Raw genomic sequence first — 24,866 nt, 5'->3', positions numbered from 1 at the left:
TGTAAATATAAGAAATAGTTAGTAGTCTTTAGTAGTGTGTGAACCATAAAGCACTAGTTACTATATCTTAAAAAAATGCTAATCAATCCATTCAAATCCGCAATACGGAACGAGTACGTCGGGGATTTTAATTCCTTTAGGAGTTTGATAGTTTTCTAATATACCGGCTAAAACTCTTGGGAGTGCTAAAGAGCTTCCGTTAAGAGTATGTACTAATTGGTTTTTACCATTTGTATCTTTAAAACGTAGTTTTAGACGATTTGCTTGATAGGATTCAAAATTAGAAACAGAACTGATCTCTAACCAACGATCTTGGGCGGTAGAAAATACTTCAAAATCATATGTCAATGCAGAGGTAAACCCTGTATCACCACCACATAAACGTAAGATACGATATGGTAATTTTAATTCTCTAAGGATTTCCTTTACATGATCAACCATACCATCTAAGGCTTTGTATGAATTTTCTGGTTTTTCGATACGCACAATCTCTACCTTATCAAATTGATGCAAACGATTTAATCCGCGTACATGAGCCCCATAAGATCCTGCTTCTCTTCTAAAACATGGGGTATATCCAGTACAACAAATTGGTAATTCATTTTCGGTAACAAGTTCATCTCTAAACATATTTGTTACAGGAACTTCTGCAGTAGGAATCAAGTATAAGTCATCACCTGTAACATGATACATTTGCCCTTCTTTATCAGGTAACTGACCTGTGCCATAGCCAGAAGCTTCATTGACTAAATGCGGTACTTGAAACTCTTTGTATCCAGCTGCGGTATTTTTGTCAAGAAAATAACTTATTAAGGCACGTTGTAGTCTTGCCCCTTTACCTTTAAAAACAGGAAAACCTGCACCTGTAATTTTTACACCTAGTTCAAAATCAATAATATCATATTTTTTGGCAAGCTCCCAGTGTGGTAGAGCTCCATCATCAAGCTTAGGAATATCCCCTTCCTTATACACTTCTTCATTATCTTCATCAGTTAATCCGTTGGGTACTGATGCGTGAGGAATATTTGGGATCGTGTATAACAAATCTGTAAGTTCATTCTGTAAATTAGTTAGAGTTACAGAGAGTTCTTTAGAACTTTCTTTAAGTTGAGCGGTCTTTTCTTTTAAAAGATTAGCTTTTTGCTGCTCTCCGTTTTTAAAAAGCATCCCTATCTCTTTAGAAAATTTATTAGAGTCGGCGAGGATGTTATCTAACTTTGCTTGTGTCCCGCGACGATCTTCGTCTAAAGCAATGACCTTGTCTAAAACCGAAACAGCATCAAAATTACGCTTGGCTAGGGCCTTGATATACTCTTCTTTATTTGCTATGATTTGTGATACTACTAACATGATGTCTTTTTTGGGCGATTGTTAGGTTATTGGTTACATCTTTTTTACACCCTTTAACAAGCTCTGGGCACTAAAAAAAAGGATATTACTACTATCCCTATCGCGTTGGAAAATGCAAATGTAAATAAAGCTTCGGTTTTGTTGGATTAAAATGTAAAAAAACATAATTAAAAATATAATGTTTAGACTTTACATTAATGTATGCGCTATGCGTCTACCTCTAATTAAGGTTGTCGGGATATTGGTAAAAAATTAGAATAAATTAAACGAGATCATCAAGAATTAAATGAAATAACTGTTAAATACTTAATAGTGAATGGCTTGTTTGACGATTTGTAACTATATTTATAATTGGTCAACCAAAATGAATGATACTTTATATTACGTTAAAATTAATTTAGTATGACTACTATGTAAAAATATGATCTATAGAAATATATGGTGCACATCAAAACAGTAACTATTTTTTAACACATAAATCAACAACTATGAAAAGCTCAATACTACAAAAACGGTATCGTGATACTGCATTTAATTATAGGCTCATTTTTTTAATTTTTATTGGAATTGTGTCTTTTACTTCTTGCTCTCATGAGGGGTTAGAAAGCAATAACAATGTCCTAGCACTACAAAAAGGGTTGCCAATAGCTTGTGATATTATCGCAATCAAAGGAAATAATGGTAAATATGTTACTTCTCAAAATACGAATGTTCCAATAACTGCAAATCAGTTGACTGTTGGCGATTCAGAAAAATTTGAAGTTATCAACCGAAGCAATGGTCAAATCGCATTGCGTGGAAATAACGGAAGATATGTAAGTTCAGAAAATGGACAAAAAGCTATGACTTGTAATCGAACAGCTATAGGTGCTTGGGAACTGTTTGAGGTTATAGATCGGGGTGCTAGTAAAATTGCATTACGAGGAAATAATGGAAGATATGTGAGTTCAGAAAATGGAAATAAACCATTAAACTGCAATCGATCCGCAATAGGTTCCTGGGAAATATTTGATGTAGAGGAGCAGTGTGGTGGCGGAGGTAACAATTATAATAACCCATATGATATCCCAAGATTTAAAGATGCTATTCGCAAGAGTAAATTACAAGCTCCTACTAGTAGCACTGCCGCAACTAGCAGTCAGCTGCAAGCCGGATATAGCTCTGATTGGTTTTATGTAGTAGACTCTGATAAAATTGGCTTTTACCAAACAGGATCTAGTAAAAGAACAGAATTACGTTTTTTGAATAACTGGAACGTGAATAATGGGAGTAGAAATGCCCACGCAAATCTAAAGTTTATTTCGCAATCTGGAGATCAAACTACATTTTTGCAAATCCATGATGATGCCAATGCTGGTAATGGTCCCAATAAACCCTTGTTACGAATGTATAGAAGTAAATCAAGAGGTAACGGAAACCATTTGTGGGCGGCAGTCAAAAAAGATAACGGGGGTAGTGCTACCCAACATATAGATTGTGGCCCAACACCTTCTGGGTATTTTGATTGTGATATTAGTATTAGTAATGGCAACATGACCATAAAAATTAATGGTAACACTAAAGTGAATAAAGATGTTTCTTATTGGAATTATCCTAGCTACTGGAAAGCTGGGGTGTACAATCAAAATTCTGGAGGAACAAGAATCAATTTTAATGAATTAGTCTGGAATTAAATACTAAAACAACAGTCACACATTCTTACTTTCGTCATAAACCGCTATAAAAATAGCGGTTTTGATTTTGATTTTTTTTGAATATTCGTACTTATAGATTATGTCTTGTTTTTTACTTTGAGAACAAAAGTGTAGTATTGTTATATGAAAAATATAATAAAATTATCTCTTTTGTTGATTTTGAGTTTATATAGTAGTTGTAATAGTTCAACAGGGAAACAAGAGATAGAATATCATGAAAATGGTAATGTTAAAGGGATTGGACAGGTTAAACAATCTAAGAAAATAGGAGTTTGGGTATATTATGATGAAGACGCTGCAGAAGCAGATTCTATACCCTATAAAAATGGAGTTAAGGAAGGAGAAACTAGAGCATATGATTTAAGAACCAATACACTATCCAAAAGAGGAAACTATAAGAATGATAAACAACATGGAGTATGGGAAACCTATCATTTTGATGGCGCTGTGCACTCAAGAGCAACATTCGAAAATGGAACTCCTATAAAAGAGCTAAACTATTTTTTTGCAAACGGAAAGCCTAAGATGAGTACACCAATACAAAATGGGAATGTACATGGTGTCTATAAAGAGTACTACGAAAACGGAGAATTATCAATCACAGGCTATTATAATAATGGAGAAAGAGATGGCGAATGGAAAGAGTATAGTGAAGAAGGACTCATTAAAGAAGTGTATAACTATCAATCTGGGTTGTGGCACGGAAAATATGAAAAATATCACCCAAATGGGAAGATTATGGAAAAAGGACGATATGAATCAGATAATAAAGTGGGTGTCTGGGAATATTTTGATGTTGATGGAAATCTGATCTCTACACAAGAAAATGAATAATTAGAACTCGTTGTTAGCTGCATAGCGGTTCTTATGGTTATAATAATAGGGTAGTTTGTAAATTTAAGACTATGATTACTAGTACAACAAAACGGTTTTTAGCATCGCTTTTAATTCTAATGGGATCGTTGTACAGAAATAAAAGAACTAGAAAATTTACATTGATTCCTATGTTGGTTATCGGGTTAGGATTTCTTATTCCTCAAAAAATGATTATTCCTGTTAAAGAAGCTAGTATAGCCGATTGGGATGATCATTCATTTTGGGCATATCCATGGGGAAGCTCGATTACACATAAAGGGATTGATATTTTTAAACCCAAGGGCACAGATGTCATTTCATCTACTTATGGGATTGTATTGTATACCTACGAAGGAGGCAAAGGAGGGAAGACGGTTATGGTGTTAGGACCCAAATGGCGCTTTCATTACTACGCTCATATGGATGATGTTGATGCTTTTCCATTTCAACTTGTCGCATGCGGCACTAAACTTGGAACAGTTGGAACTACTGGGAATGCCGTTGGTAAACCTCCTCATTTGCATTATGCGATTACAACTCCTTTTCCGTATTGGTGGTTACGAGATCCTGATGCTATACAAGGTAACCGGAAAATGTTTCATTTAGATCCCGATACGTGGTTGCGGGAGTAATTTTATAAAAAAAGTCCCGTTTAAATAATCATAACGGGACTTGTAATGTTTAGTATGATTAAAAAAATCTATGGGTATAGGCAATCTTGGCTTTGAAGTGTAAATTCTAATTTAGTTAAATCATACCCTTGTAAAATAAGATTAACAAAAATTTTAAATAATGCTATTTTTTGTTTGAATGTTGTAATCTGAGGTGTTCTACTCAATAAAAATAAACTGTCCCTATTGGGGCCACTTACAACAGAAAAATTGTAAGGTTCGTCTTCATCAAAACCTATAAGATCAATAATCCAATAGTCCCCAGGAACTGGGCCAAAGAATACATTTAATTTTGCATTAGTTTGTTGATCTACTGCTACTGCAGTACCATTGATAGAATTAAACATACCCGTCGTAGTAAGAGTACAATTGTTAAAAACGCTAATTCCTTCTGCATTGAGTGCATAATCTGCAGTTGTGCAAGAGCAATTTTCACTAAAAAACGAAGGGAAATTAGCAAGTTCGTACCATCTGCCAGTATATCTGGATAGATCTACAAAATTTACTGTTTGTACTGGCCCTTTTTGTTGTTTTTTAAGGGAAGTTTGAGAAATGGCCTCATTTACAATAGATTGAATGTCGTTGTCGGCAATGGTCTCTATGCTTTTGGGATAATTTTTATCCAGAGATTGTTTTTCACAACTTGTTAGTAATAGGATAGATAATCCAATAGTTAGGACAGAAATAATGTTTTTCATAGGTGTAATAATTAAAAGTTGGTTTTATATTCTGTAAGTTATGTTTAACAACAATACATATTACATAAACAAATGTTAAAATAATGTATTCCTTCTATGTTTTTTTGAGATCAAACAAGACTGCTCATCAATGAGTTCTATGTTATTCTGGATTTCTGTTAGTATTGTATTTGACTATCCATGGATTTGTAGTAAAATAATTCCACTATTGGCATAGTTAACTAATGTTCGACTTCGAAACTAATATAACAAGAGGTTTTTATCGTATTGAACTCTCTTTATAGAGACAATATTGATCTAAGAAAAGTAAGTAATTGGTTGGATTTCTTTTTTATGATGTCGGGTTTGTTGAAGTATTTCTTTTGCGATGTCTGATTTGTTCTAGTACGTTTTTGATGAGTCTCCGTTCTTTGTCAGGAATAAATTATTAAAACATTCAAAGTATGAAAGTAATTTTGATCTCGTTATTAATTATCCCTCAACTTATTTTTGCTCAACATAAAAGCATTTGGAATTCGGTAGATATCAAAACTCGAATTTCTAATCAATGGAGTGATGTTCAAACAAATCAAAAAGAACTGAATATAGAGGTGTTAAATGAAGTCCTTAATCAGGTAAAAATTAATGGAAACGCTATATTAACTATGCCTCATCCGATTGGAGGAGAACTGATTTTTAACGTCGAATCATCAAATCTTTTATCAAAAGAAATCCAAAAAAAGTACCCAGAGATTCAAACCCTTAGAGGAAAGAGCGCGAACGGCGAAAGGATTCGGATGAACGTAAATGCTTCGGGTTTACGTGCAATCATCTTTTCAGAAGAAGGAACAATATTTATAGCCCCATCAACAAAAGAAAGTAAGCTGTATATAAGCTATTTCGAAATGGATGATCATTGTAGTTCAGATGACTATCGTTTTCAATGTCAAACTGCAGAAAATCCAGCCGAAAAAATACATAAATCTTCTAAAGAGTTAGTCTCCAGTGCAATGTTTAATAAACGAACGATTGGTGATCAATATAAGAAGTATCGTTTGGCACTTATAGTTAAAGCAAATTATACCGATGATAGAGCAAATGGTGACGTTAACGCCGCCTTTAAGGAGATCATATCGATTGTGGATATTGCTACTGGTATTTTTGAAAGTCAAGTGGGTATTACTTTTGAGATAGTTACTGGTGAAGAAACTATCTTCACAGAAAGCAACCCTGGACCATATGGCGATAGGCCAATAAATATTAATATACTACGAGGAGAGGATAACGACCGGATACGAGGTATTACTTATCTAGATGATGAAACAAATCTTGGTTTCGATAATTATGATATTGGGCATGTTATCGCTTCTGGTTTTGATGGAGGCATTGCTTCTACAGGTCAGGTGTGTAATAATCTTAAGGGTGGAGGAATGTCTTCTTTTCCCAGAGGGCGCTCGGTAGACTATTTCGCTATACGAACTTTTACCCATGAACTTGGGCATCAATTTGGAGCAGGCCATACATATTCGGCAAGTTGTGGTGACCATCCTACAGGTTCTGCATTTGAAATAGGTAGTGGACACACCATAATGTCATATGCTGATATATGCGGAAATCACAATAATATACCAGGCGGTACTCAACCTTATTTCCATGCCATTTCTGTAGAACAGATGATTGCCTTTATATCAGAGAATAGTGGAAAAAAATGTTTTACTTCAATAGCGATTACTAATGCACCTCCTTCTGTAACTATTCCAGAGAGTGGATTTAATATTCCAATCAACACCCCCTTTTTATTGCAAGGTCAAGCGAGTGATCAAGATAACGATACTTTAATTTATAATTGGGAACAGTTTGATCTTGCTACAGAATCAGAAGATCTGGACAAACCAGTGGACGAAAATGCTCCTGATCTTCTTTCAAAAGAAGAATTCGTCGAGCAGGGTATTGCAGCACTATATGGAGCAGGTCCTGATGCAAGTGAAGACGAGATAAACACGGCATACCAGTTATATTTGGAGCAGTACAACAATTTATTTGGACCAGTTTTTAGTTTTAGAGGAGATGGACCGCTTTTCAGAAATTTTGTCCCTACTTCGAGCTCCAAAAGATACTTTCCAAGTCTTGATCTTATACTTTCTGGGAATGCTTCGCCTATGGAAGTACTACCTTTTACCTCTAGAGACTTAAATTTTGTTTTCAGTGCCAGAGATGGTAAAGGAGGCTTGAGTAATGATATTCTTTCCTTTTCTGCTACAACAAAGGCAGGCCCTTTTGTTGTTACAACAGAATTTTCAAATCCTTCATATAATGGGTTTAGTAGTATTACCCTCTTATGGGATGTAGCTAATACGACGGCACCACCAATTAATTGTCAAAATGTAGATATCTTATATTCTATTAATGGAGGTGAGACCTTTGATATTGTTCTAAAGGAAGGTATATTAAATGATGGTTCTGAGGTCATTGAGTTGCCTAATATCGAAACCAACCAGGCTAGGGTGATGGTCAAAGCTTCTGATAATATTTTTTTTAATGTAAATGATCGAAATTTCAAGATAGAAGCGGTAAATGTAGTGGCTCCAAGAGCTGCTACTGATTTAATTGTAAGTAAGGTAGACGTGAATGAAATAAAGCTATCTTGGGCTGATAATAGTGACGTAGAGGATGGTTTTATTATTGAGCGACGGTCTGATGGTGATACAGATTTCTTGAAAATCGGGCAGACAGTTTTTAATGTGAATAATTTTAATGATGACAAACTAGAAGCAGGAAGAACTTATTTTTACAGAGTTGCTGCATTTAATGCAGCTGGTGCAACTGATTTTACTAATGTAGTATCTGTGACTATTGATGGCCTAGTTGATCCTCCTTTAACTCCAATAGATACAGAAGAGTTAATGCTTCTTTATCCTAATCCTGCTAAAAATGTTGTTTACCTATCTCAATCACTCGAAAAACAGGTAATTGGCTATACCATCTATGACTTGATTGGAAACGAAATTATAAGAGAAAAAGTAGATGCAACCGATGGAACGACATCGATTGATGTCACTCTGTTAAGTACAGGTCTGTACCTAGTAAAATTAGTCACGTTAGATCGCTCTTTTGTTAGGAAACTTTGCAAAGAATAATAGCACTATTATGATAATTGAAAAAAACACTTTATTGAGATCCTGATACTTGATTAAGGGATTATTTTGAATAAACTTTTAATGAGATCTTGCAGGTTTTGAATCACTGTAAGATCTAAAATATAGTTATTCCTTGTTTGAATACTTAATAATCCAAGGATTTGTAGTAAAATAATTCCAGGGTACACTGGCAAGATCTACTTCGGGATCTATAAAAGATTTACGTTTCTTACCATTAATAGACATGTCACTTTTAACATAAACAGATACATCTTTTCCTTTTGAGGCAAAATCTTTCTTAAGATGTTGCGCAAATTGCCACATAGCATCTGGTTTAGAAGATACAAGTCTTAATTGTTTTTTAGATAAGTATTCTCTTTTATCAATATAGGTGCGATTAGCTTTAGTATCATTTTTATCTACAATATAAAAATTGGTTATACCTGATCGTCCTCTTAACATCATACGCCAACTTAGTCTATGTCCTTCCTCGGTCCATAGTACATCTCCAGGAATAAACCAGTGTCTTAGGGGTAATGAAATTTGTAGTACAAACCAAACTATAGTGATTGGGATTAGCACTTTTTTATAATTGGGTACAATTACCTCGCCATCAGAGTAAAATTCTTTCTTTTTCATAAAAATTCGATGTATCGTTTCTTTTGAAAAGAAAAAAACAGTAAAAGCCAAAGACATATACGGAAATATCCCGATTTGAAATACAATAGAATTAAACAAATGAAAAAAGATACTGATGAAAAAAGCAGTGAGTCTGGTTCGTTTCCATAATAAAAGAGGCACAATAAGTAAATCAAACAAAATACCAAAATACGCTACACTTACATGTGCCCAATGTCCCTGCAATAAACCACCTACAATAGGGTAGTTTGCTCTTGCCGCCATTAGATTTTTGGCTACTGTAAAATCTAACCAATCTGGATAAAATTTTGCAACTGAAGCATAGGTATATACAATCCATAGTTGAGCAATAATAAATAAGACAACCCATCTAGGCATGGATATTTTCTTGATATGTGGTTTTAATTTTACGTCTACAGAAAAATAATTACCTGCAGGCAATAGGCTCATAATAATACATAGCAGTAATAAAAGGTAATAGTGATTGTTATAAGATGCTTTTTGCATAAAATATACTCCTGCCCACATAACGGTATAGGCAATCATGCTCATTCGATATCTAAAGCCCACCATTACAAGAAGGCCAAAAATCCCCATTACGGCAAAATAAAAGTACATGCCGTTACCAGGAAGTGGTTGTAAGAAGTCAAGGCCGATGAAATTAAAGGTGAAATTGGGTTCAACTAACGTACGTGTGACCCAACCTGTAAATATTGCTCCAATAGCTTCGGCAGCAATAAGAAACCCAAAGAAAACTCGAAAAATTATTAGAGAACTATTATCGATATGTGTAAACAACCAACGATTAATCATACCAAAGAATCTATATATTCGCGAGAGAAATCTTCATCTTGTTGCATGGCATCTTGAAGCTCTGCAATTGATTCAAATTTTTTCTCGTCTCGTATTCGCTTAAGCATTTGTATTTGGATCTTTTTGTCATAAAGATTGAAATCTGCATCAAAAAAGTGAGTCTCTATACTTTGTGTAGTGCCATTTACAGTAGGGTTTGTACCTATGTTCATCATACCAAAATATGTCTTTCCATCTATATGGGACTTTACAATATAAACTCCATTTTTGGGTACTAATTTATAATCTTCTGCAATGTGTAGGTTGGCTGTGGGGTAATTAAGTTTACGTCCTAGTTCTTTGCCTTTAATCACTTTACCAGTTAACATAAATTGATAGCCCAAGTACGTATTAGCTTTAGCGACGTCTCCTTGTAAAAGTGCTTCTCGAATTTTTGTAGAACTTATAGCTACATCATCGATATCTTGTTTAGAGATTTCTTCTACCGTAAAATCATTTTGAATGCCATAGGATGCTAAATCAGTAATATTAGAATTACGATTACGTCCAAATCTATGATCATATCCAATAATTACGTGGCGTATGTCTAGACAGTCAATTAGCATTTGTTGCACGTATTCTCCAGCGGTCAAACGAGAAAACTCTTGTGTAAACGGGTGAATTACAAGGCTATCTAAACCGGTTTTTTCTAAGATTTGTATGCGCTCCTCAATCGTGTTAATGAGTTTAATACCAGAGTCTTGTTGCAAGACCATTCTGGGATGCGGAAAGAAAGTTAGAATTATAGATTCTAAACCGTCTCTGTTTGCACTTTCTAGTAAGCGTTCGATTATTTTTTTATGACCAATATGTACACCATCAAAGGTGCCTATAGTAACGACCGAAGGTCTTAGTCTTTCGTATGTTTTAGCGTCTGTATAACGTTTCAAAAAGTCTGATTTTTGATAAAATTACTATAGTTTTATGATGTTCAGTTTTTTGTTAAATACAATAGTTTGAACATCAAAACATGATAGCTTTTTCTTGTGGTATAAAATTAAGGAAATACGATGAATTTTTGTATTTATTTTCCGTTAAAGGTGTTCATAGTATTTGCAAGTCCTGCTTTAGCAAATGATTTAATTATTGCGATTCCTATATCTAGTCGTTCTGGCATAGCTGATTCTTCTTCCTTATTCCATTCTCCAAGAACATAATCTACTTGACGCCCTTTACTAAATTCTGCTCCTACACCAAATCTAAATCTGCAATATTTTGAAGTGTTTAATTGTGCTTCTATATCCTTAAGGCCATTATGACCACCAGCACTTCCTTTACCTTTTAATCGTATGGTGCCAAAAGAAAGATTGATATCATCTGTAACGACTAGTAAATTTTCTAAGGGTATTTTTTCTTTCTCTAGCCAATATCTAACGGCTTTACCACTTAAATTCATATAGGTGCTGGGTTTTAAAAGAATAATTGTCCTTCCTTTAAATTTATATGTGGTTAAATCTCCTAGCTTTTGAGTTTCAAAAGTAAGTTCTTCTGCTTTAGCTAAGGCGTCTAGCACTTTAAAACCGATATTGTGGCGAGTGTTATGATATTTTGGTCCTATATTACCAAGACCAACTACAAGAAATTTTTTCATAAGGTCTTCTCGAGTTTCTTTTTCTTTTATTGAGAATAATTTTCTGATACCAGAAATCATACGCTATTTTTTAATTGAGAGAATGTTATAATTGTATGTTCATTAAACTTTGCTCTCAAAATCTGTACAAAAATAAAAAAAGCATTCTGATATCATATCAGAATGCTTTTATATGCGTATACACTTTATGATTTATGCTTCAGCAGCTGGAGCTTCCGCAGCTGGAGCTTCTCCACCTTCAGTTTCTTCTTCTTCATCATCTGCAACAGCAGTACGAGAAGTTTTCACCATACAAACCACAGTGTTATCTGGGTGTAGGATAGTATAATCCTCACTAGCAAGACTTGTTACTAGTAATTTGTTTCCGATTCTAAGGTTTGAGATATCTCCTTCGATTACATCTGGTAATTTTGAAGCAAGACCTTTAACTTTAATACGTCTTAGGTTAAAACGTAAAACCCCACCAGCAAGAACTCCTCTTGCATTTCCAGTAGTTTGGAAAGGAACTTCCATAGTGATTGGCTTGTCGTCAAAGATTTCAACAAAATCGATGTGTAAAATTTTATCGGTTACAGGATGAAATTGAATATCCTGTAAGATAGCATTTATCTTAGTACCATTATCCAACGCTATTACCACGGTATGAACGTCTGGAGTGTACACTAAGTTTTTAAAAGCAATTTCTGGCGCTGCAAAGTGTACAATAGTGTCTCCACCGTAAATAACACAAGGTACCTGTCCAGCATTACGTAAGGCTTTTGTTGCTTTCTTGCCTACGCTTTCTCTTTGAGATGCATTGATTGTTAATGATTTCATTTTAAAATTTATTAATTATTAATTTACTACATTATAAATTTAGAGCTGATAGATTCATTGTGATGTACTCTGTGCATCACATCGGCAAATAAATCTGCACAACTAACTACTCTAATCTTATTACTTGTTTGTTTTAGAGGAATTGAATCGGTTACAATCAATTCTTCTAATTTTGAATTTTCTAATCGCTCATATGCGCTACCAGAAAGGATAGGGTGTGTACAAATAGCTCTTACGCTTTTTGCACCACGTTCTATCATTAAATCTGCTGCCTTAGTTAAGGTTCCTGCAGTATCTACCATATCATCTACTAATACCACATTTTTTCCTGTAACATCCCCGATTAATTCCATATGAGAAATTACATTTGCTTTAGCTCTTTGTTTGTAACATATTACGACGTCACTTTTTAAAGCTTTAGAATATGCGTATGCTCTTTTAGAGCCACCCATATCTGGTGATGCAATAGTAAGGTCACTTAAATTTAGTGATTGTAAGTATGGTAAAAATATAGTTGATGCAAATAAGTGATCTACTGGTTTTTCGAAAAAACCTTGAATTTGATCTGCATGCAAATCCATAGTGATAATTCGAGTTGCACCAGCAGTTTCTAGCATTTTAGCAATTAACTTTGCTGCTATAGGAACTCTTGGTTTGTCTTTTCTATCTTGTCTTGCCCATCCGTAATACGGAAGAACGGCAGTTATATGTCTTGCTGATGCTCTTTTTGCAGCATCTAGCATTAATAACATTTCCATTAAGTGATCAGAACTAGGGTGTGTTGATCCTATAATAAAAACTCGTGATCCGCGTACTGATTCTTCAAAAGAAGGTTGAAATTCACCATCACTATACGTTGATGTTATCACATTACCAAGTTTAGCGCCATAAGCACTCACTATTTTTTCTGCAAGTTCGGTACTTTGATTACATGCGAAAAATTTGGCTTCAGGGACTGCAGTTGACATAGGGTAAAGTGTTGTATAGTAATGTGTTAAAATTTATTTTTTGAAAACAAGGTGCAAATTTAAAAATTTATTTCAACTCTTACCCTTATTTTATCACTTATTTGATGGTGAGAAACGAATATTTTGCTAATTTTGCCATCCAAATAGGCTCAAGTGGCGGAATTGGTAGACGCGCTGGATTCAAAATCCAGTTTCTTCGGAAGTGTGGGTTCGATTCCCACCTTGAGTACAGATGAAAATCCGTTATTCGTTGTAGAAACAATGAATGCGGATTTTTTCTTTTAAAGAACATACGATTGAACAACTTTTAAGCTAAATTTTCATAAAACCCTGCAGCTTTTTCAAGCTTCCGTTTCATTCGATCTCTCAGTCTTTTGGGTTTAATAACTTCTATTGCATCTCCAAATCCTAAAATCAAGCGCTCTAATTCAAAATTAATCTGAACGAAAATATTAAAAATAATACCATCATCAGTTTTCTTGATTATTCTTTGAGAACTATGAAATGGTTTAGTGATTACATAGGGCGCATTTTTCTTGTCTACCCAAAATTGAATACGTTCTGCTCTTGTGTTAGAAACAGTTACGCCAATAACATCTTTATAATATTCATCACCATTAAAGTTATTGTTCTTATACGTAATTGACGTATCATAATCAATGTCGACAATTCTATCTAAGGCAAAAGTAACTATTGGCTTTTTTGCCTCTATTCCTGGTCTTCCTATTAAAAACCAACGATTATTATATTCTTTTAATATATATGGATGAAAAACAATCTCAGAAGCTTCTCTTGCCTTAAAAGATTGGTATTTTATTTTTAAAACCATTTTCTTAATGATGGCTTGATACAAAACATCTAAATGTTCTAGACCTTTTAATTTCTCATTTTTATCTAGATGAATTATGGCTGATTGATCAGTCTTTTCAGTATATACTTTATCTTCTAAACGCTGAATGATTCCGCCTAATTCAGAAAACAAAGAAAAGTCTTTAAACTGTTTTAACATTTCAACTGTTTCAGATAATACATTCATATCATTTTCATTTAAAGGAATATCTGTAATAGAATAACCCTCTTCTTCATATTTGTAATACTTCTTATTGTAAACAACAATTGGAGCATTGTAGCCTAATTTATCACTACGCATCATCTGTATATCTAACTGAACAGTTCGTTTGCTCACATTAACCGACCTTCCTTCATATTCATATAGTGTGTCTGAACATGCTTCTATCAAATCATCTAATGTCCATTGTCGATAATTATTCTGAAGACATTTATCAATAGTTTTGTAACGAATTAGAGCATTTTTGTTTAGCGCCATAAGTGTATTTTTTTGAAAAATAAAAAATAAATATGTCTACGCAAAAAGATTGCGTATATAGATAAAATATTTGCCTAAGAATAATGAAAAAGTCTTTATATAGACTTTGTAAGTAGTGCTCCGTCAGACGAGGAAGCTGACGGAGTTTAAATTTAATTAAAATGGAAAACAAAACAAAGATTACAGGGCAGACATTAATCGAAATGGGTTTTAGATCAGCTAAATGGTTTAAAGAAGCATTAGAATATATCAATGAAAAGCAATTGAAAGGTGAAGCGTTAGATAACTATTTAGAACAATTTAAATCCCCTGATCCAATTGGTTTGCATAAAAATGATATTCCATTCTCAATTAACATTAAAGCAGAAAATGAACTAGAAGAAACAAATGTAAATTCGGTTGTTGAAACGATGAAAACTTTAATGAAGACACCAACATTAATTAATGGGTCAATTATGCCAGATGCATGTCCTACGGGAGGTAATGGAACCATTCCTGTGGGGGGTGTTGCAGTCGCTAAAAATGCAATTCATCCGGGGATGCATAGTGCAGATATTTGCTGTTCGGTGATGCTTACAGATTTTGGAAAAGTCGATCCTAAAACTGTTTTAGATGCAGCTCATAGTATTACACACTTTGGACCAGGTGGTCGATCTAGAGAAAACCAGTTTAGATTTCCTATGGATTTGTTAGAAGAAATTGAGTCTAACTATTTTCTAAATGATCAAAAGTGTATTTCTGCCGCTAGGTCCCATTTAGGAACGCAAGGAGACGGTAATCACTTTTTGTTTGTTGGTACATCTAAAAAAACAGGAAATACTATGATGGTTACACATCATGGTAGTAGAGGATTTGGCGCTAATTTATACTCAAAAGGAATGAAAATAGCCGAGCGTTTTAGAAAAGAATTATCGCCAGATACATTAAAACAAAATGCATGGATTCCTTTTGATACAGATGAAGGGCACCAATATTGGGATGCTTTACAGATAATTAGAAAATGGACAAAGAAAAACCACGAAGTCATCCACGATGCTACTTTAGAGAAACTGAGTATTGATAAGGAAAATAGGTTTTGGAATGAACATAATTTTGTGTTTAAAGATGGTGATTTGTTTTATCATGCTAAAGGTGCAACCCCTCTGGACAAAAAGTTTATGCCAGATATTACAGGACCAAGATTAATTCCTTTAAATATGTCTGAACCTGTTTTAATAGTAGAAGGTGAAACAACAAACTCTAATTTAGGTTTTGCACCGCATGGAGCCGGAAGAAATGTAAGTAGAACACAGCATAGAAAAAGTAAAACAGGAACGCTACAAGAGATTTTTAATGAAGAAACTGAAGGTTTAGATATAAGGTTTTTCTCTGAAGAGATTGATATTACAGAATTACCAAGTGCGTATAAAGATGCTGAAACCGTAAGAAATCAAATGGAAGAATTTGGTTTAGGAAAAGTTATCGATGAGGTCCTACCTTACGGCTGTATTATGGCGGGGGACTGGAAGAAAAATGCACCTTGGAAAAAGCGTAAAAGAAATAGAGCAAAATAAGAGTATAGAAATCTTGTTTGCAGTTGAATGGAGGAGTAGGGCTTGAGGCTTTGCTTCTCTAGATTTTAGAACTATTATAGCACTTAAAGAATGAATATTGAAGACCAATATACAAGATATCCAAATGGAATATCTGAAAAAAAATTATCTAATCGTTTGGGGTTATACTGGGAAGAATCGATACAAGATTGGGAATTTATAGTAGCTGATTCAGAAAGATTATCAGATTTTCTCAAAATATATCAAACTGAATTAGATAATGATAATGATAAATTTACTCTGATGAGCTTAATAGTTTCTTCTTTTGATGATGGTTTTTCTGAAGAAGATATTGAAATCAAAGAACTGTGGGAAGTTTGTAGAATCATTCTAGAAAAAGAATGCTTTTTACACTTTTCTATTATTAAGTATTGGAGTCTCTTAGAAGAAAAAGATGCGAAAAATATCTTTTCAATTACACCTTACATAAGAAAAGTGTGGGATAAGGTCGAAATGAATTTTTTTTAATTCCTTTTAGAAATTAAAAAATAATGGCATCTTTGCGCTTAATAATTATAAACAAAAACAAGTTTAGACCTATGATTAGTATACTAATTAAATATAAAAGGGATGCCGAAAAGCTATTTCTGTAGGGTATGAAATAGGTAAAAACTTTAAAAAGATATAAAATCTAAAAAGCGTCCAAGAAATTGGACGCTTTTTTTATAATTTTTTTTCTGATTTGAGAAAATGTGAGTTTAAAGTTAAATATCTGCCTAACAGATAGTTATGAAAAGTAGCTGTTATCCGTATGATACGGACAGGGGTTTTATTGTCTAAAAATAATTTAAAACTCTGATTATCAATGGATTAAAATTTATTTTTTCTTGTTTAGTTTAAAAAAACGTTATAGGTTTGCATCGCAATAAAGCACAAATAATTATAAATACGAAGTAATGATGTTATTTACCAAGTTACATAATACCATGCAGAGAGAACTAGGTTCTTTTGTGCATCTGCTTCGAGACTACTTTCCTTATTAAATAGATTACATCTATCATATTAAAAGAGTCCGAAGCCATAAAAAGTTTCGGACTTTTTTGTATGCCATTGTTGGTCATACAAGAATCTTCACGAAACCAATAGTAAGATTAATACATGATAATTGACACGAAAGCATCTCAAAGAAAAAAGAGAGAAGGAAGTGCGTCGCATTTGGAAAAGACGTTCTGAAATCAGGAAAGAAATGCGAGAACTAGGTTATATAGAGTTAAAAAAGCCTATTCGTCATGGTTGGTTTAAAGAAATTATAATTACTCATAAAGTAGAACGATACAAGAATAAAGCAGCTATTTTAGAAGTATATGATAAGATCGAAAAAGCTTTTTGGGGTAGAACAAAAATAGAGGCACAAAAAAAGTGGCTGTATCAAACCTCAAAACACCTTATTTATAAAGATTTTCCGACTATAAACAAAAAGCAATTTAATAAATTAAGCTTTAAGGCACAATGTATGTGTACACCATTCTACTATAAGAATGAGCGCAAAAAATTAAAACTTAGATTCTATATAAGAATACCAAAAGAAGCTTACAGAGTCAAATATACAAGAGCCTATGTAACGCATTCAAAACGCATTGATCCACTATTGGAGAGTGAGTCTGTTTTACTCGAACAACAGCTTTTAAAAAGGGGTTATTTTGAGGCAGACCAAAAATTAAATAGATGGAAAGATTATTGGTATCAATCTCATCTAGAAAAAGAAAAATTAAAGACAAAAAGAGCGCTTAAAGGCATAAAAAAATATTCGATTCAGGATATTTTAAAAGAAAAGATAACATGGGAAATAAACTAAAAGGGAAAGACTTAATAAAATTAGGTTTCCCAAAGAATAACAGTATTAATATTGCATTAGGACAAATTAATCGATACAGAAAAAGAGAAAAGAAAGAACGAATATTAGAAGAAGCAAAAGAAGTATTGCTTAATCCAGGAAAATTTCAGGATAATCCTATTTGGGGAAAAGTGGTTGAAGGTTTAATAAAACCTGTAGAAGTTAAGTTGCATCAACTAAAAAATACAAGAGCTCCTTTTACTATTTATGGCGAGAACGAAATTGATGAACAAGCAAAATATCAGTTATATGACGCCTTAAAATTGCCAATAGCGGTTGCGGGAGCTTTAATGCCAGATGCGCATGTGGGTTATGGCTTACCAATTGGGGGTGTTTTGGCGACAGAAAATGCAGTAATTCCTTATGGTGTTGGCGTAGATATTGGCTGTAGGATGTGCTTAACTATTTACCCAATAAAGACATCTTACCTTAAAGGAAAGCAACATCAGCTAGAGAATATCTTGTCTAACCATACCAAATTTGGAATGTATGAAACACATGACAAAAAACATGATCATGAGATTTTTGAGAGACAAGAATTTAATGATATCCCATTGTTAAAAAGACTCAAAGTAAAAGCCTTTAAACAATTGGGAACGTCAGGAGGAGGTAATCATTTTGTAGAATTTGGAAAGGTAACTATTACAGATGTTCATAACGAATGGAATCTAGATATAGGCGAATATATTGGTGTTTTATCGCATAGTGGTTCAAGAGGATTAGGAGCAAATATTGCAAAGCATTACACCTACTTAGCTACCAAACAGTGTCCGCTACCTAAAAATGTACAGCATTTAGCATGGCTAGATTTAAACACACACGATGGGCAAGAGTATTGGTTGGCAATGAATTTAGCAGGCGATTACGCAAAAGCATGTCATGATGATATTCATTATCGTATAGGTAAATTGTTAGGGTCTAAAGCAGTGGCAAAGATTGAAAATCATCACAATTTTGCTTGGAAAGAAACAATAAAAGAAAAAGAATGTATTGTGCATCGCAAGGGAGCAACACCTGCTTCAAGAGGTGAGTTAGGGATCATTCCCGGTTCTATGACAGCACCAGGTTTTATTGTTAGAGGCTTAGGAAATGACAAGAGTTTAAATTCTGCTTCTCATGGTGCGGGACGTTTACATTCTCGTAGAAAGTGTAAAGAGAAATTCACTAAAAGTGATATAAAACAGCAATTAAAAACACATGACGTTACCCTTATCGGTGGAGGTATCGATGAGGCACCAATGGCTTATAAAGACATTAAAAAAGTAATGAATAATCAACAAGAATTGGTAGAGGTACTAGGAACTTTTACACCAAAGATTGTAAGAATGGATAAATAAAAAATTATGGGAGCAAATCACAATATAAAAAGATACGGAGAACTATGGCCAGATTATAGAATAGAACATGGTTTAAAAATATTAGAACAATTAAAACAATGGATTGTAATTTCTGGAGGTTGGGCTTGGCATTTTATGTCTGAGCATAATCATACAGAATATAAGCATGCACATGATCATAAGGATATTGACATTTTTGTTAATCCGAAACACGTGCCACAAGTTATGAGCGTTCTTTTAGAACAGGGATTTCAAAAAGTATGGACACGATATGATTATTTGCCAAGTCAAGAGAATTTTAGACGATATGAAAAAATAGACTGGTTAGAAAGTGGTAAACAGATTCGAATCACTATTGATTTTTTCGAATCTGCGTCTGTAGAAACAATTACTGTTAATGGATGGAAAATAGTAGCACCTAAAACTTTATTAGGCTATTATTCAAGTATTCATTCTAGCGACAAATGCTGGGCAGTGAAGGCAGCATCAAAATTGTTAAATCAGGGTAAAGATCCTGTAGGGAATACATTGCTGTCAAAAAAACCTTTAAAATGAAAACAAAAACAATACAAATAACATCAGGTAGAGGACCTGTTGAATGTTGTTGGGTTGTAGCTCAAGTTTTAAAATATTTTATCGAAGATATAAAAGTAGCAAGGATAAAATATACACTTTTACACAGGGAAGTTGGTGCCGAAAACGGAACGCTACAATCTGCAACTATTCAATTAGAAGGAAATGGATTAGAACCTTTTTTAAAAGATTGGTTAGGTACGATACAATGGATAGGAAAATCATCATTTCGAAAATTTAATAAACGTAAAAACTGGTTTATAGGAATTTATGAAATTGAAGAAACAGAAAAAATGCTCTTAAAAGAAAATGAAATAAAATTTCAGGCTATAAGGAGTTCGGGAGCAGGAGGTCAGCATGTTAATAAAGTGAGTTCGGCTATAAGGGCAATTCATACAAAAACTGGCATACAAGTTTTGGTGATGGACAGTAGATCGCAACATCAAAATAAAAAGATAGCTTTAAAACGATTGCAAGAAAAGGTGGATACATATAATAATGAACAGTTAAAAATATTGGTTCAGCATCAATGGGGAAATCATCTCAATTTAGAAAGAGGAAATCCTACTCGTGTTTTTACAGGAAGCGATTTTAAAAAACAGAAAATAAATAAAAGTTACAAGTCTAAACGACAAGAATCTAGAAACAATTTAAGACAGGAAAAATGGGATTAATAGGAGCAGATAGTTACTGTAAAAAAACAAAGGTTGCAGTAGCTAGTTTTTGTCGTTTGGAAATGGATCTGTGAAACACAATGATTTGCAACATATGTAAATCTTAGTGTTTCACTTTATTTGTTGTGAGAATTTTATGTCAGATAAAACATTTTACTTTGATCATATGTGCAAGAAGCTGGTCTTGAAGATTTAAAAGAAGTATTATAAAAACTGGTATAGTGATACACAAAAACTATGGTGTTTCTTGTTGTAAGGTAAATCTGTGTCGATGTTTAGTTCAAAGGTTTTTAAGCAATCTCTAAAGGATATTCATATATTTTTTATATTATTGTATACCGTATACGAAAATTGTATACGGTATACAAAGTATTATTTGCATGGATAAAATTTTCAACAATGAGTTAAGTGCTCAGGCTTATAAAAGAGTAAGAGCGATGATTATATCTAAAGAACTAGCTCCTGGACAAAAAATAGTTCAGGATAAGTTGGCCGAAACTTTAGGGATTAGTAGAACGCCTTTAAGATCTGCATTACAAATGCTAGAAGGTGAGGGTTTAATAGTTTCTATACCCAGAAAAGGAGTCATTGTAAAGGAGTTTTCTGATATAGAGATCGTAGAAATTTTCGATTGTAGAATGGCTTTAGAAGGAACAGCTGTTAGACTGTTTACAAATAATGCAGGGCCAGAAGAAATAAGCGAGCTTAAAAAAATATTTACACCTTTTTTGAAAGGAGATATCGATAATTCCTTATATCAGAAAGCAGATGCAAAATTTCATAATACCATAATGAAAGGAAGTGGAAATGGGTTTTTAAACAGGCTTTTTCAACAAGGTAATTTGTTGGTGTGCATGGATTTGATAGGCTTGCTAAGATTACCAAAAGAGACACTATCTGAACATATCGCTATTATTGAAGCTATAGAAAAAAGAGACGCTGATTTGGCAGAATCACTGGCCAAAGAACATTTAAATAAGACGAAGCAGCTAATTTTAAAAAAAATAAATGAATAAAAGAGCCTCTTTTTTTCCTGTCAGGTATCGAATGGTCTTAGGGACTTTTATCCTATCTATGATAGTGCTTTTTGATAGAATACTAATTTCTGTGGCAAAGGATCCAGTAGCAAGTGATCTATCTCTATCTGATAAAGAAATGGGATGGGTGCTGTCTATTTTTGCACTTGGTTATGCTCTTTTTCAAACACCTTCAGGATATTTGGCAGATAAGTATGGGGCTAGAAAAGTATTAACAGTTGTAGTAAGTATTTGGTCCATATTTACCGCGATTACAGGAGTAGTATATAATTTTTTCGCACTATTAATAGTGCGTTTTCTTTTTGGAGTGGGAGAAGCAGGGGCCTTTCCTGGTATGGCACGTGCCATTTTTAAATGGATACCTGTAAAAGAAAGAGGTTTAGTTCATGGTATTAATTTTTCAGGAGGACGAATAGGGGCGGCTATAGCCTTGCCTATAGTTGCTTGGTTAATTAACCTTGTGGGTTGGAGAATGAGTTTTGTAATACTTGGAGGAATAGGTGTTTTATGGGCGTTAATTTGGTTTTGGTGGTACCGGGATAATCCTAAAAATCATAAATCCATGACCATAGAAGAACTTGTAATTATAGATGAAGGGATACAAGAAAAAGGCAAAAACAAATCACCAATACTTTTTAAAAGAATGTTTGGGTCACGTACCATGTGGTTACTCATGATACAATATTTCTGTAGCAATTTCACCTTTTTCTTTTGTCTTACATGGTTATTTCCTTATTTGAAAGCAAAATATAATCTGGATGTCGTTGAAGCTGGTTTTTATTCTTCAGCTCCATTTATTTTTGGAGCATTAGGAAATTGGTTTTCAGGCTGGATGGTTGATTTTGTGTATAAAAAGAATAAATGGGGATTATCTAGAAAACTACCTGCAATTATTGGGTTTACACTTGCTACTATTGGTATTATTGCTAGTGTTTATATGAATGAGGTGACTGGTGCGGTTATTTTTATATCATTGGCGGTTTTTGGGGCCGATATGACATTAAGCCCTTCATGGTCTACATGTTTGGATGTAGGAAAAGAACGCTCAGGTACTGTGAGCGGAACTATGAATATGGCCGGCAATCTCGGATCTTTTTTTACCGCTTTAGCGTTTCCATATATGATGGCTTTTGCGGGTTCGCATACGCCATTTTTCTTTTTAGCAGCGGGTTTAAATTTAATTGCAATTCCGATTTGGTTATCTATTAAACCAGAAAAAGCATTGAACCTAACAACATAAAAAAGAGTATAACAGAATGATAAAGTTTGAAGAATTTAAAGAAGTCTGTCAGAAATCAATCAAAATGATTGAAGAAGCCGGCATACTACTTACACAGGATGATAAAAAGAAAATGACAGCTGCGGATTTTGGATTAAATCATATTAAAAAAGAGGGAGTTCAAATATTAACCATGTTTCAGACAGGAAGAATTGCAGGTAAAATATTGGTGTTATTACCAAATCAAACAGAGCCAGAACATTGGCATCCAACGGTGGGTGATGATCCAGGAAAAGAAGAAGTGATTAGAGCAATTAGTGGTGAGTTATATTTCTACATTCCAGGAGAAAATACTATGAAACACGGTTTCATAGTAGATGACAAAGACGATTGTTATACCATGCGTAATGAAATCGTAATGAATCCTGGAGATCAATTAGAACTTCCGGCAGGAACTAAACATTGGTTTCAGGCAGGTGAAAAAGGAGCAGTTATGTATTCATTTTCAACTACAGTCACAGATTTAAACGATCAATTTACAGATCCGAATATAGTTAGAGACACTATAATTGAAGAAGCACCAAGTGGTGCGTATTAAATTAAAGATAAAAATAAATGAAACAGAGTATAATAACAGCGTTTTTAAGTAAAACACAAGATAGGTTTTCAGAATACCAGAAGCCTACTGGTTTAAAAGAAAGGTTAGAAATTGTTCAAAAAATAGATGGTGTAACAGGTGTCGAAATTGTATTTCCTTATGAAACAGAAGAGGCAGATTCAACAAAAAAGTTAATGCAAGATATGGGGTTGGAGTTTGCAGCTGTTAATGCCAATATCAAGAAAGAAACAAAATGGGTTCCTGGGGCATTATCAAGACCAAAGGAGAATTTGAGAACCGATGCAGTTCAAATGATTAAAGATGCAAAAGATTATGCTATAGCAGTAGGAGCACCTTTAGTTACATGCTGTCCTTTATCAGATGGATATGACAATCTATTTCAAGTGGATTATCAAAAAGGGTGGAAATATATGATAGATGCTTTCGCAGAAGCTGCAGATTACAAACCAGAAATGCCTTTGTTTGTCGAATATAAAATTAATGAGACTCGAGTAAATTGCTTTTTAGATAGTTGTGCCAAAACGATTGTATTCTTAAAAGAAGTTCAAAATACGGCTACAGGAATAACAATAGATTTTGGTCACGCGCTACTTGCCAAAGAAAATCCAGCAGAGATACTGGCATTGTGTGAGCAATCAAATATCGATTACTACCTACACACAAATGATAATGACTGGCAGTTTGATTGGGATTTGATAGGCGGGTCAAGAAACTTTTTACATACCGTTGAGTTTTTCTTTTATGCTAAAGAATTTGGTTATGACAAATACTTTACTGCAGATGCTTCACCAAGAATTTTTGATATGCTTGGTTTTTTTAGAGAGCATGCAGAAATGAACAAAGCTATTTGGAATATTGTAGAAAAATTAGATAGAGATAAGTACAGACGCTTAATGCATGAGGAAAAACATATGGATCTAATGCAATTAGTTAGAAAAGAAATTTATAGACTATAAAAATGCCAAAAACAACATTTAAAATAACGTATGATGAGGCTAAGATGTTGATGAATGAAGCTGTTAAATCTGCGAATCATCATAATGTCCCCGGAGCTATAGCTATTGTAGATGAAGGAGGTCATCTTCTCTTATTAGAAAGCCTTGATAATACGATGAGTAGCGCTTCTAAAATTGCGATAGGAAAAGCAGCAACGGCGGCGGCATTTAAAAGACCTACAATGGATATTGAAAAAGTTGTACTAGAAGGAAGAACACCTATGTTAGTACTAGATAGTGTCACAGTAGAATCATACGTTCCTTTAAAAGGTGGATATCCTATTTGGTATGAAGGAAAATTAGTAGGTGCCATAGCTGTAGCAGGTACTATGGATGCAGAAATGGATGAAGTAGTGGTTTTAGAGGCATTGAAGAATAAGACTTGGTAAATTGTATTCGGAGAATAAAA

General features: G+C 33.8%; 23 protein-coding genes and 1 tRNA gene. 16 read left to right on the top strand and 8 right to left on the bottom strand.

Going from position 1 to position 24,866, the window contains the following annotated elements:
- Positions 1–78: 78 nt before the first annotated feature.
- Positions 79–1,350 carry a serine--tRNA ligase gene (gene serS / locus D1816_RS14090; protein ID WP_066313449.1) on the bottom strand — a complete coding sequence of 424 codons (1,272 nt, stop codon included), beginning with the start codon at positions 1,348–1,350 and terminating at the stop codon, positions 79–81.
- 488 nt (positions 1,351–1,838) lie between these two features.
- Between serS and D1816_RS14085 the strand changes: the two genes are divergently transcribed.
- The 3 genes from D1816_RS14085 (at position 1,839) to D1816_RS14075 (ending at position 4,531) form a co-directional block, all read left to right on the top strand.
- Complete coding sequence (locus tag D1816_RS14085; RefSeq protein WP_118503635.1) at positions 1,839–3,023, top strand: polysaccharide lyase family 7 protein; 1,185 nt, start codon at positions 1,839–1,841, stop codon at positions 3,021–3,023.
- A gap of 144 nt (positions 3,024–3,167) precedes the next feature.
- Positions 3,168–3,878 (top strand): toxin-antitoxin system YwqK family antitoxin, encoded by a 711-nt coding sequence (locus tag D1816_RS14080; RefSeq protein ID WP_118503633.1) that lies wholly within the window; start codon positions 3,168–3,170, stop codon positions 3,876–3,878.
- 71 nt (positions 3,879–3,949) lie between these two features.
- Entirely contained in the window at positions 3,950–4,531 is a 582-nt protein-coding gene (locus D1816_RS14075; RefSeq protein ID WP_118503631.1) for a M23 family metallopeptidase, read from the top strand.
- A gap of 68 nt (positions 4,532–4,599) precedes the next feature.
- Here the strand turns inward: D1816_RS14075 and D1816_RS14070 are convergent, their stop codons facing one another.
- The gene (locus D1816_RS14070) at positions 4,600–5,268 is read right to left on the bottom strand and encodes a lipocalin family protein (RefSeq protein WP_118503629.1); all 669 of its coding nucleotides are present in this window, start codon (positions 5,266–5,268) and stop codon (positions 4,600–4,602) included.
- A 443-nt stretch (positions 5,269–5,711) separates the two neighbouring features.
- Between D1816_RS14070 and D1816_RS14065 the strand changes: the two genes are divergently transcribed.
- Positions 5,712–8,384, top strand: coding sequence for a reprolysin-like metallopeptidase (locus tag D1816_RS14065; RefSeq protein WP_118503627.1), 2,673 nt, complete (start codon positions 5,712–5,714; stop codon positions 8,382–8,384).
- Between the two features lie 126 nt (positions 8,385–8,510).
- On the opposite strand, the gene D1816_RS14060 is transcribed toward D1816_RS14065, so the two are convergent.
- From D1816_RS14060 to D1816_RS14040, 5 genes are all read right to left on the bottom strand, one after another.
- Entirely contained in the window at positions 8,511–9,836 is a 1,326-nt protein-coding gene (locus tag D1816_RS14060; RefSeq protein WP_118503625.1) for an HTTM domain-containing protein, read from the bottom strand.
- Positions 9,833–10,765, bottom strand: coding sequence for a bifunctional riboflavin kinase/FAD synthetase (locus D1816_RS14055; RefSeq protein ID WP_118503623.1), 933 nt, complete (start codon positions 10,763–10,765; stop codon positions 9,833–9,835). Before D1816_RS14055 ends, D1816_RS14060 begins: the two co-directional genes overlap by 4 nt.
- A 134-nt stretch (positions 10,766–10,899) precedes the next feature.
- On the bottom strand, positions 10,900–11,526 hold the full coding sequence (gene pth / locus D1816_RS14050) for an aminoacyl-tRNA hydrolase (RefSeq protein ID WP_118503621.1): 627 nt from the start codon (positions 11,524–11,526) through the stop codon (positions 10,900–10,902).
- A gap of 132 nt (positions 11,527–11,658) precedes the next feature.
- On the bottom strand, positions 11,659–12,282 hold the full coding sequence (locus tag D1816_RS14045; RefSeq protein WP_118503619.1) for a 50S ribosomal protein L25/general stress protein Ctc: 624 nt from the start codon (positions 12,280–12,282) through the stop codon (positions 11,659–11,661).
- Between the two features lie 26 nt (positions 12,283–12,308).
- A complete protein-coding gene (locus tag D1816_RS14040; protein ID WP_118503617.1) occupies positions 12,309–13,250 on the bottom strand; it encodes a ribose-phosphate pyrophosphokinase in 942 nt (313 codons plus the stop codon).
- A gap of 147 nt (positions 13,251–13,397) precedes the next feature.
- Here D1816_RS14040 and D1816_RS14035 point away from each other — a divergent pair.
- Positions 13,398–13,479: transfer RNA gene (locus D1816_RS14035), tRNA-Leu, on the top strand.
- A gap of 78 nt (positions 13,480–13,557) precedes the next feature.
- Here D1816_RS14035 and D1816_RS14030 read toward each other — a convergent pair.
- Entirely contained in the window at positions 13,558–14,577 is a 1,020-nt protein-coding gene (locus D1816_RS14030) for a YafY family protein (protein WP_066313431.1), read from the bottom strand.
- A 161-nt stretch (positions 14,578–14,738) separates the two neighbouring features.
- On the opposite strand from D1816_RS14030, the gene D1816_RS14025 reads away from it, so the two are divergent.
- The 11 genes from D1816_RS14025 (at position 14,739) to D1816_RS13975 (ending at position 24,846) form a co-directional block, all read left to right on the top strand.
- A complete protein-coding gene (locus tag D1816_RS14025) occupies positions 14,739–16,130 on the top strand; it encodes an RtcB family protein (protein ID WP_118503615.1) in 1,392 nt (463 codons plus the stop codon).
- Positions 16,131–16,220: 90 nt separating this feature from the next.
- Positions 16,221–16,637 (top strand): hypothetical protein, encoded by a 417-nt coding sequence (locus tag D1816_RS14020; RefSeq protein WP_118503613.1) that lies wholly within the window; start codon positions 16,221–16,223, stop codon positions 16,635–16,637.
- 637 nt (positions 16,638–17,274) lie between these two features.
- Positions 17,275–17,964: a hypothetical protein gene (locus D1816_RS14015; RefSeq protein WP_147405025.1), complete on the top strand. Its 690-nt coding sequence runs from the start codon at positions 17,275–17,277 to the stop codon at positions 17,962–17,964.
- A complete protein-coding gene (locus D1816_RS14010; RefSeq protein ID WP_118503609.1) occupies positions 17,949–19,340 on the top strand; it encodes an RtcB family protein in 1,392 nt (463 codons plus the stop codon). Before D1816_RS14015 ends, D1816_RS14010 begins: the two co-directional genes overlap by 16 nt.
- 6 nt (positions 19,341–19,346) lie before the next feature.
- Positions 19,347–19,895: a hypothetical protein gene (locus D1816_RS14005; protein WP_118503607.1), complete on the top strand. Its 549-nt coding sequence runs from the start codon at positions 19,347–19,349 to the stop codon at positions 19,893–19,895.
- On the top strand, positions 19,892–20,587 hold the full coding sequence (prfH, locus tag D1816_RS14000) for a peptide chain release factor H (RefSeq protein ID WP_118503605.1): 696 nt from the start codon (positions 19,892–19,894) through the stop codon (positions 20,585–20,587). Before D1816_RS14005 ends, prfH begins: the two co-directional genes overlap by 4 nt.
- Positions 20,588–20,967: 380 nt before the next feature.
- Entirely contained in the window at positions 20,968–21,603 is a 636-nt protein-coding gene (locus tag D1816_RS13995; protein WP_118503603.1) for a GntR family transcriptional regulator, read from the top strand.
- Positions 21,596–22,864, top strand: coding sequence for an MFS transporter (locus D1816_RS13990; RefSeq protein ID WP_118503601.1), 1,269 nt, complete (start codon positions 21,596–21,598; stop codon positions 22,862–22,864). Before D1816_RS13995 ends, D1816_RS13990 begins: the two co-directional genes overlap by 8 nt.
- A 16-nt stretch (positions 22,865–22,880) precedes the next feature.
- A complete protein-coding gene (locus tag D1816_RS13985) occupies positions 22,881–23,441 on the top strand; it encodes a D-lyxose/D-mannose family sugar isomerase (protein ID WP_118503599.1) in 561 nt (186 codons plus the stop codon).
- A 17-nt stretch (positions 23,442–23,458) separates the two neighbouring features.
- Entirely contained in the window at positions 23,459–24,418 is a 960-nt protein-coding gene (locus tag D1816_RS13980; protein WP_118503597.1) for a sugar phosphate isomerase/epimerase, read from the top strand.
- Between the two features lie 2 nt (positions 24,419–24,420).
- A complete protein-coding gene (locus tag D1816_RS13975; RefSeq protein WP_118503595.1) occupies positions 24,421–24,846 on the top strand; it encodes a heme-binding protein in 426 nt (141 codons plus the stop codon).
- Positions 24,847–24,866: the final 20 nt, after the last annotated feature.

It is taken from the genome of Aquimarina sp. AD10 (assembly GCF_003443715.1).
Lineage (GTDB): Bacteria > Bacteroidota > Bacteroidia > Flavobacteriales > Flavobacteriaceae > Aquimarina > Aquimarina aggregata.
The sequence above is the reverse complement of the archived record's forward strand: the minus strand, read 5'-3'. Positions and strand labels throughout refer to the sequence as shown.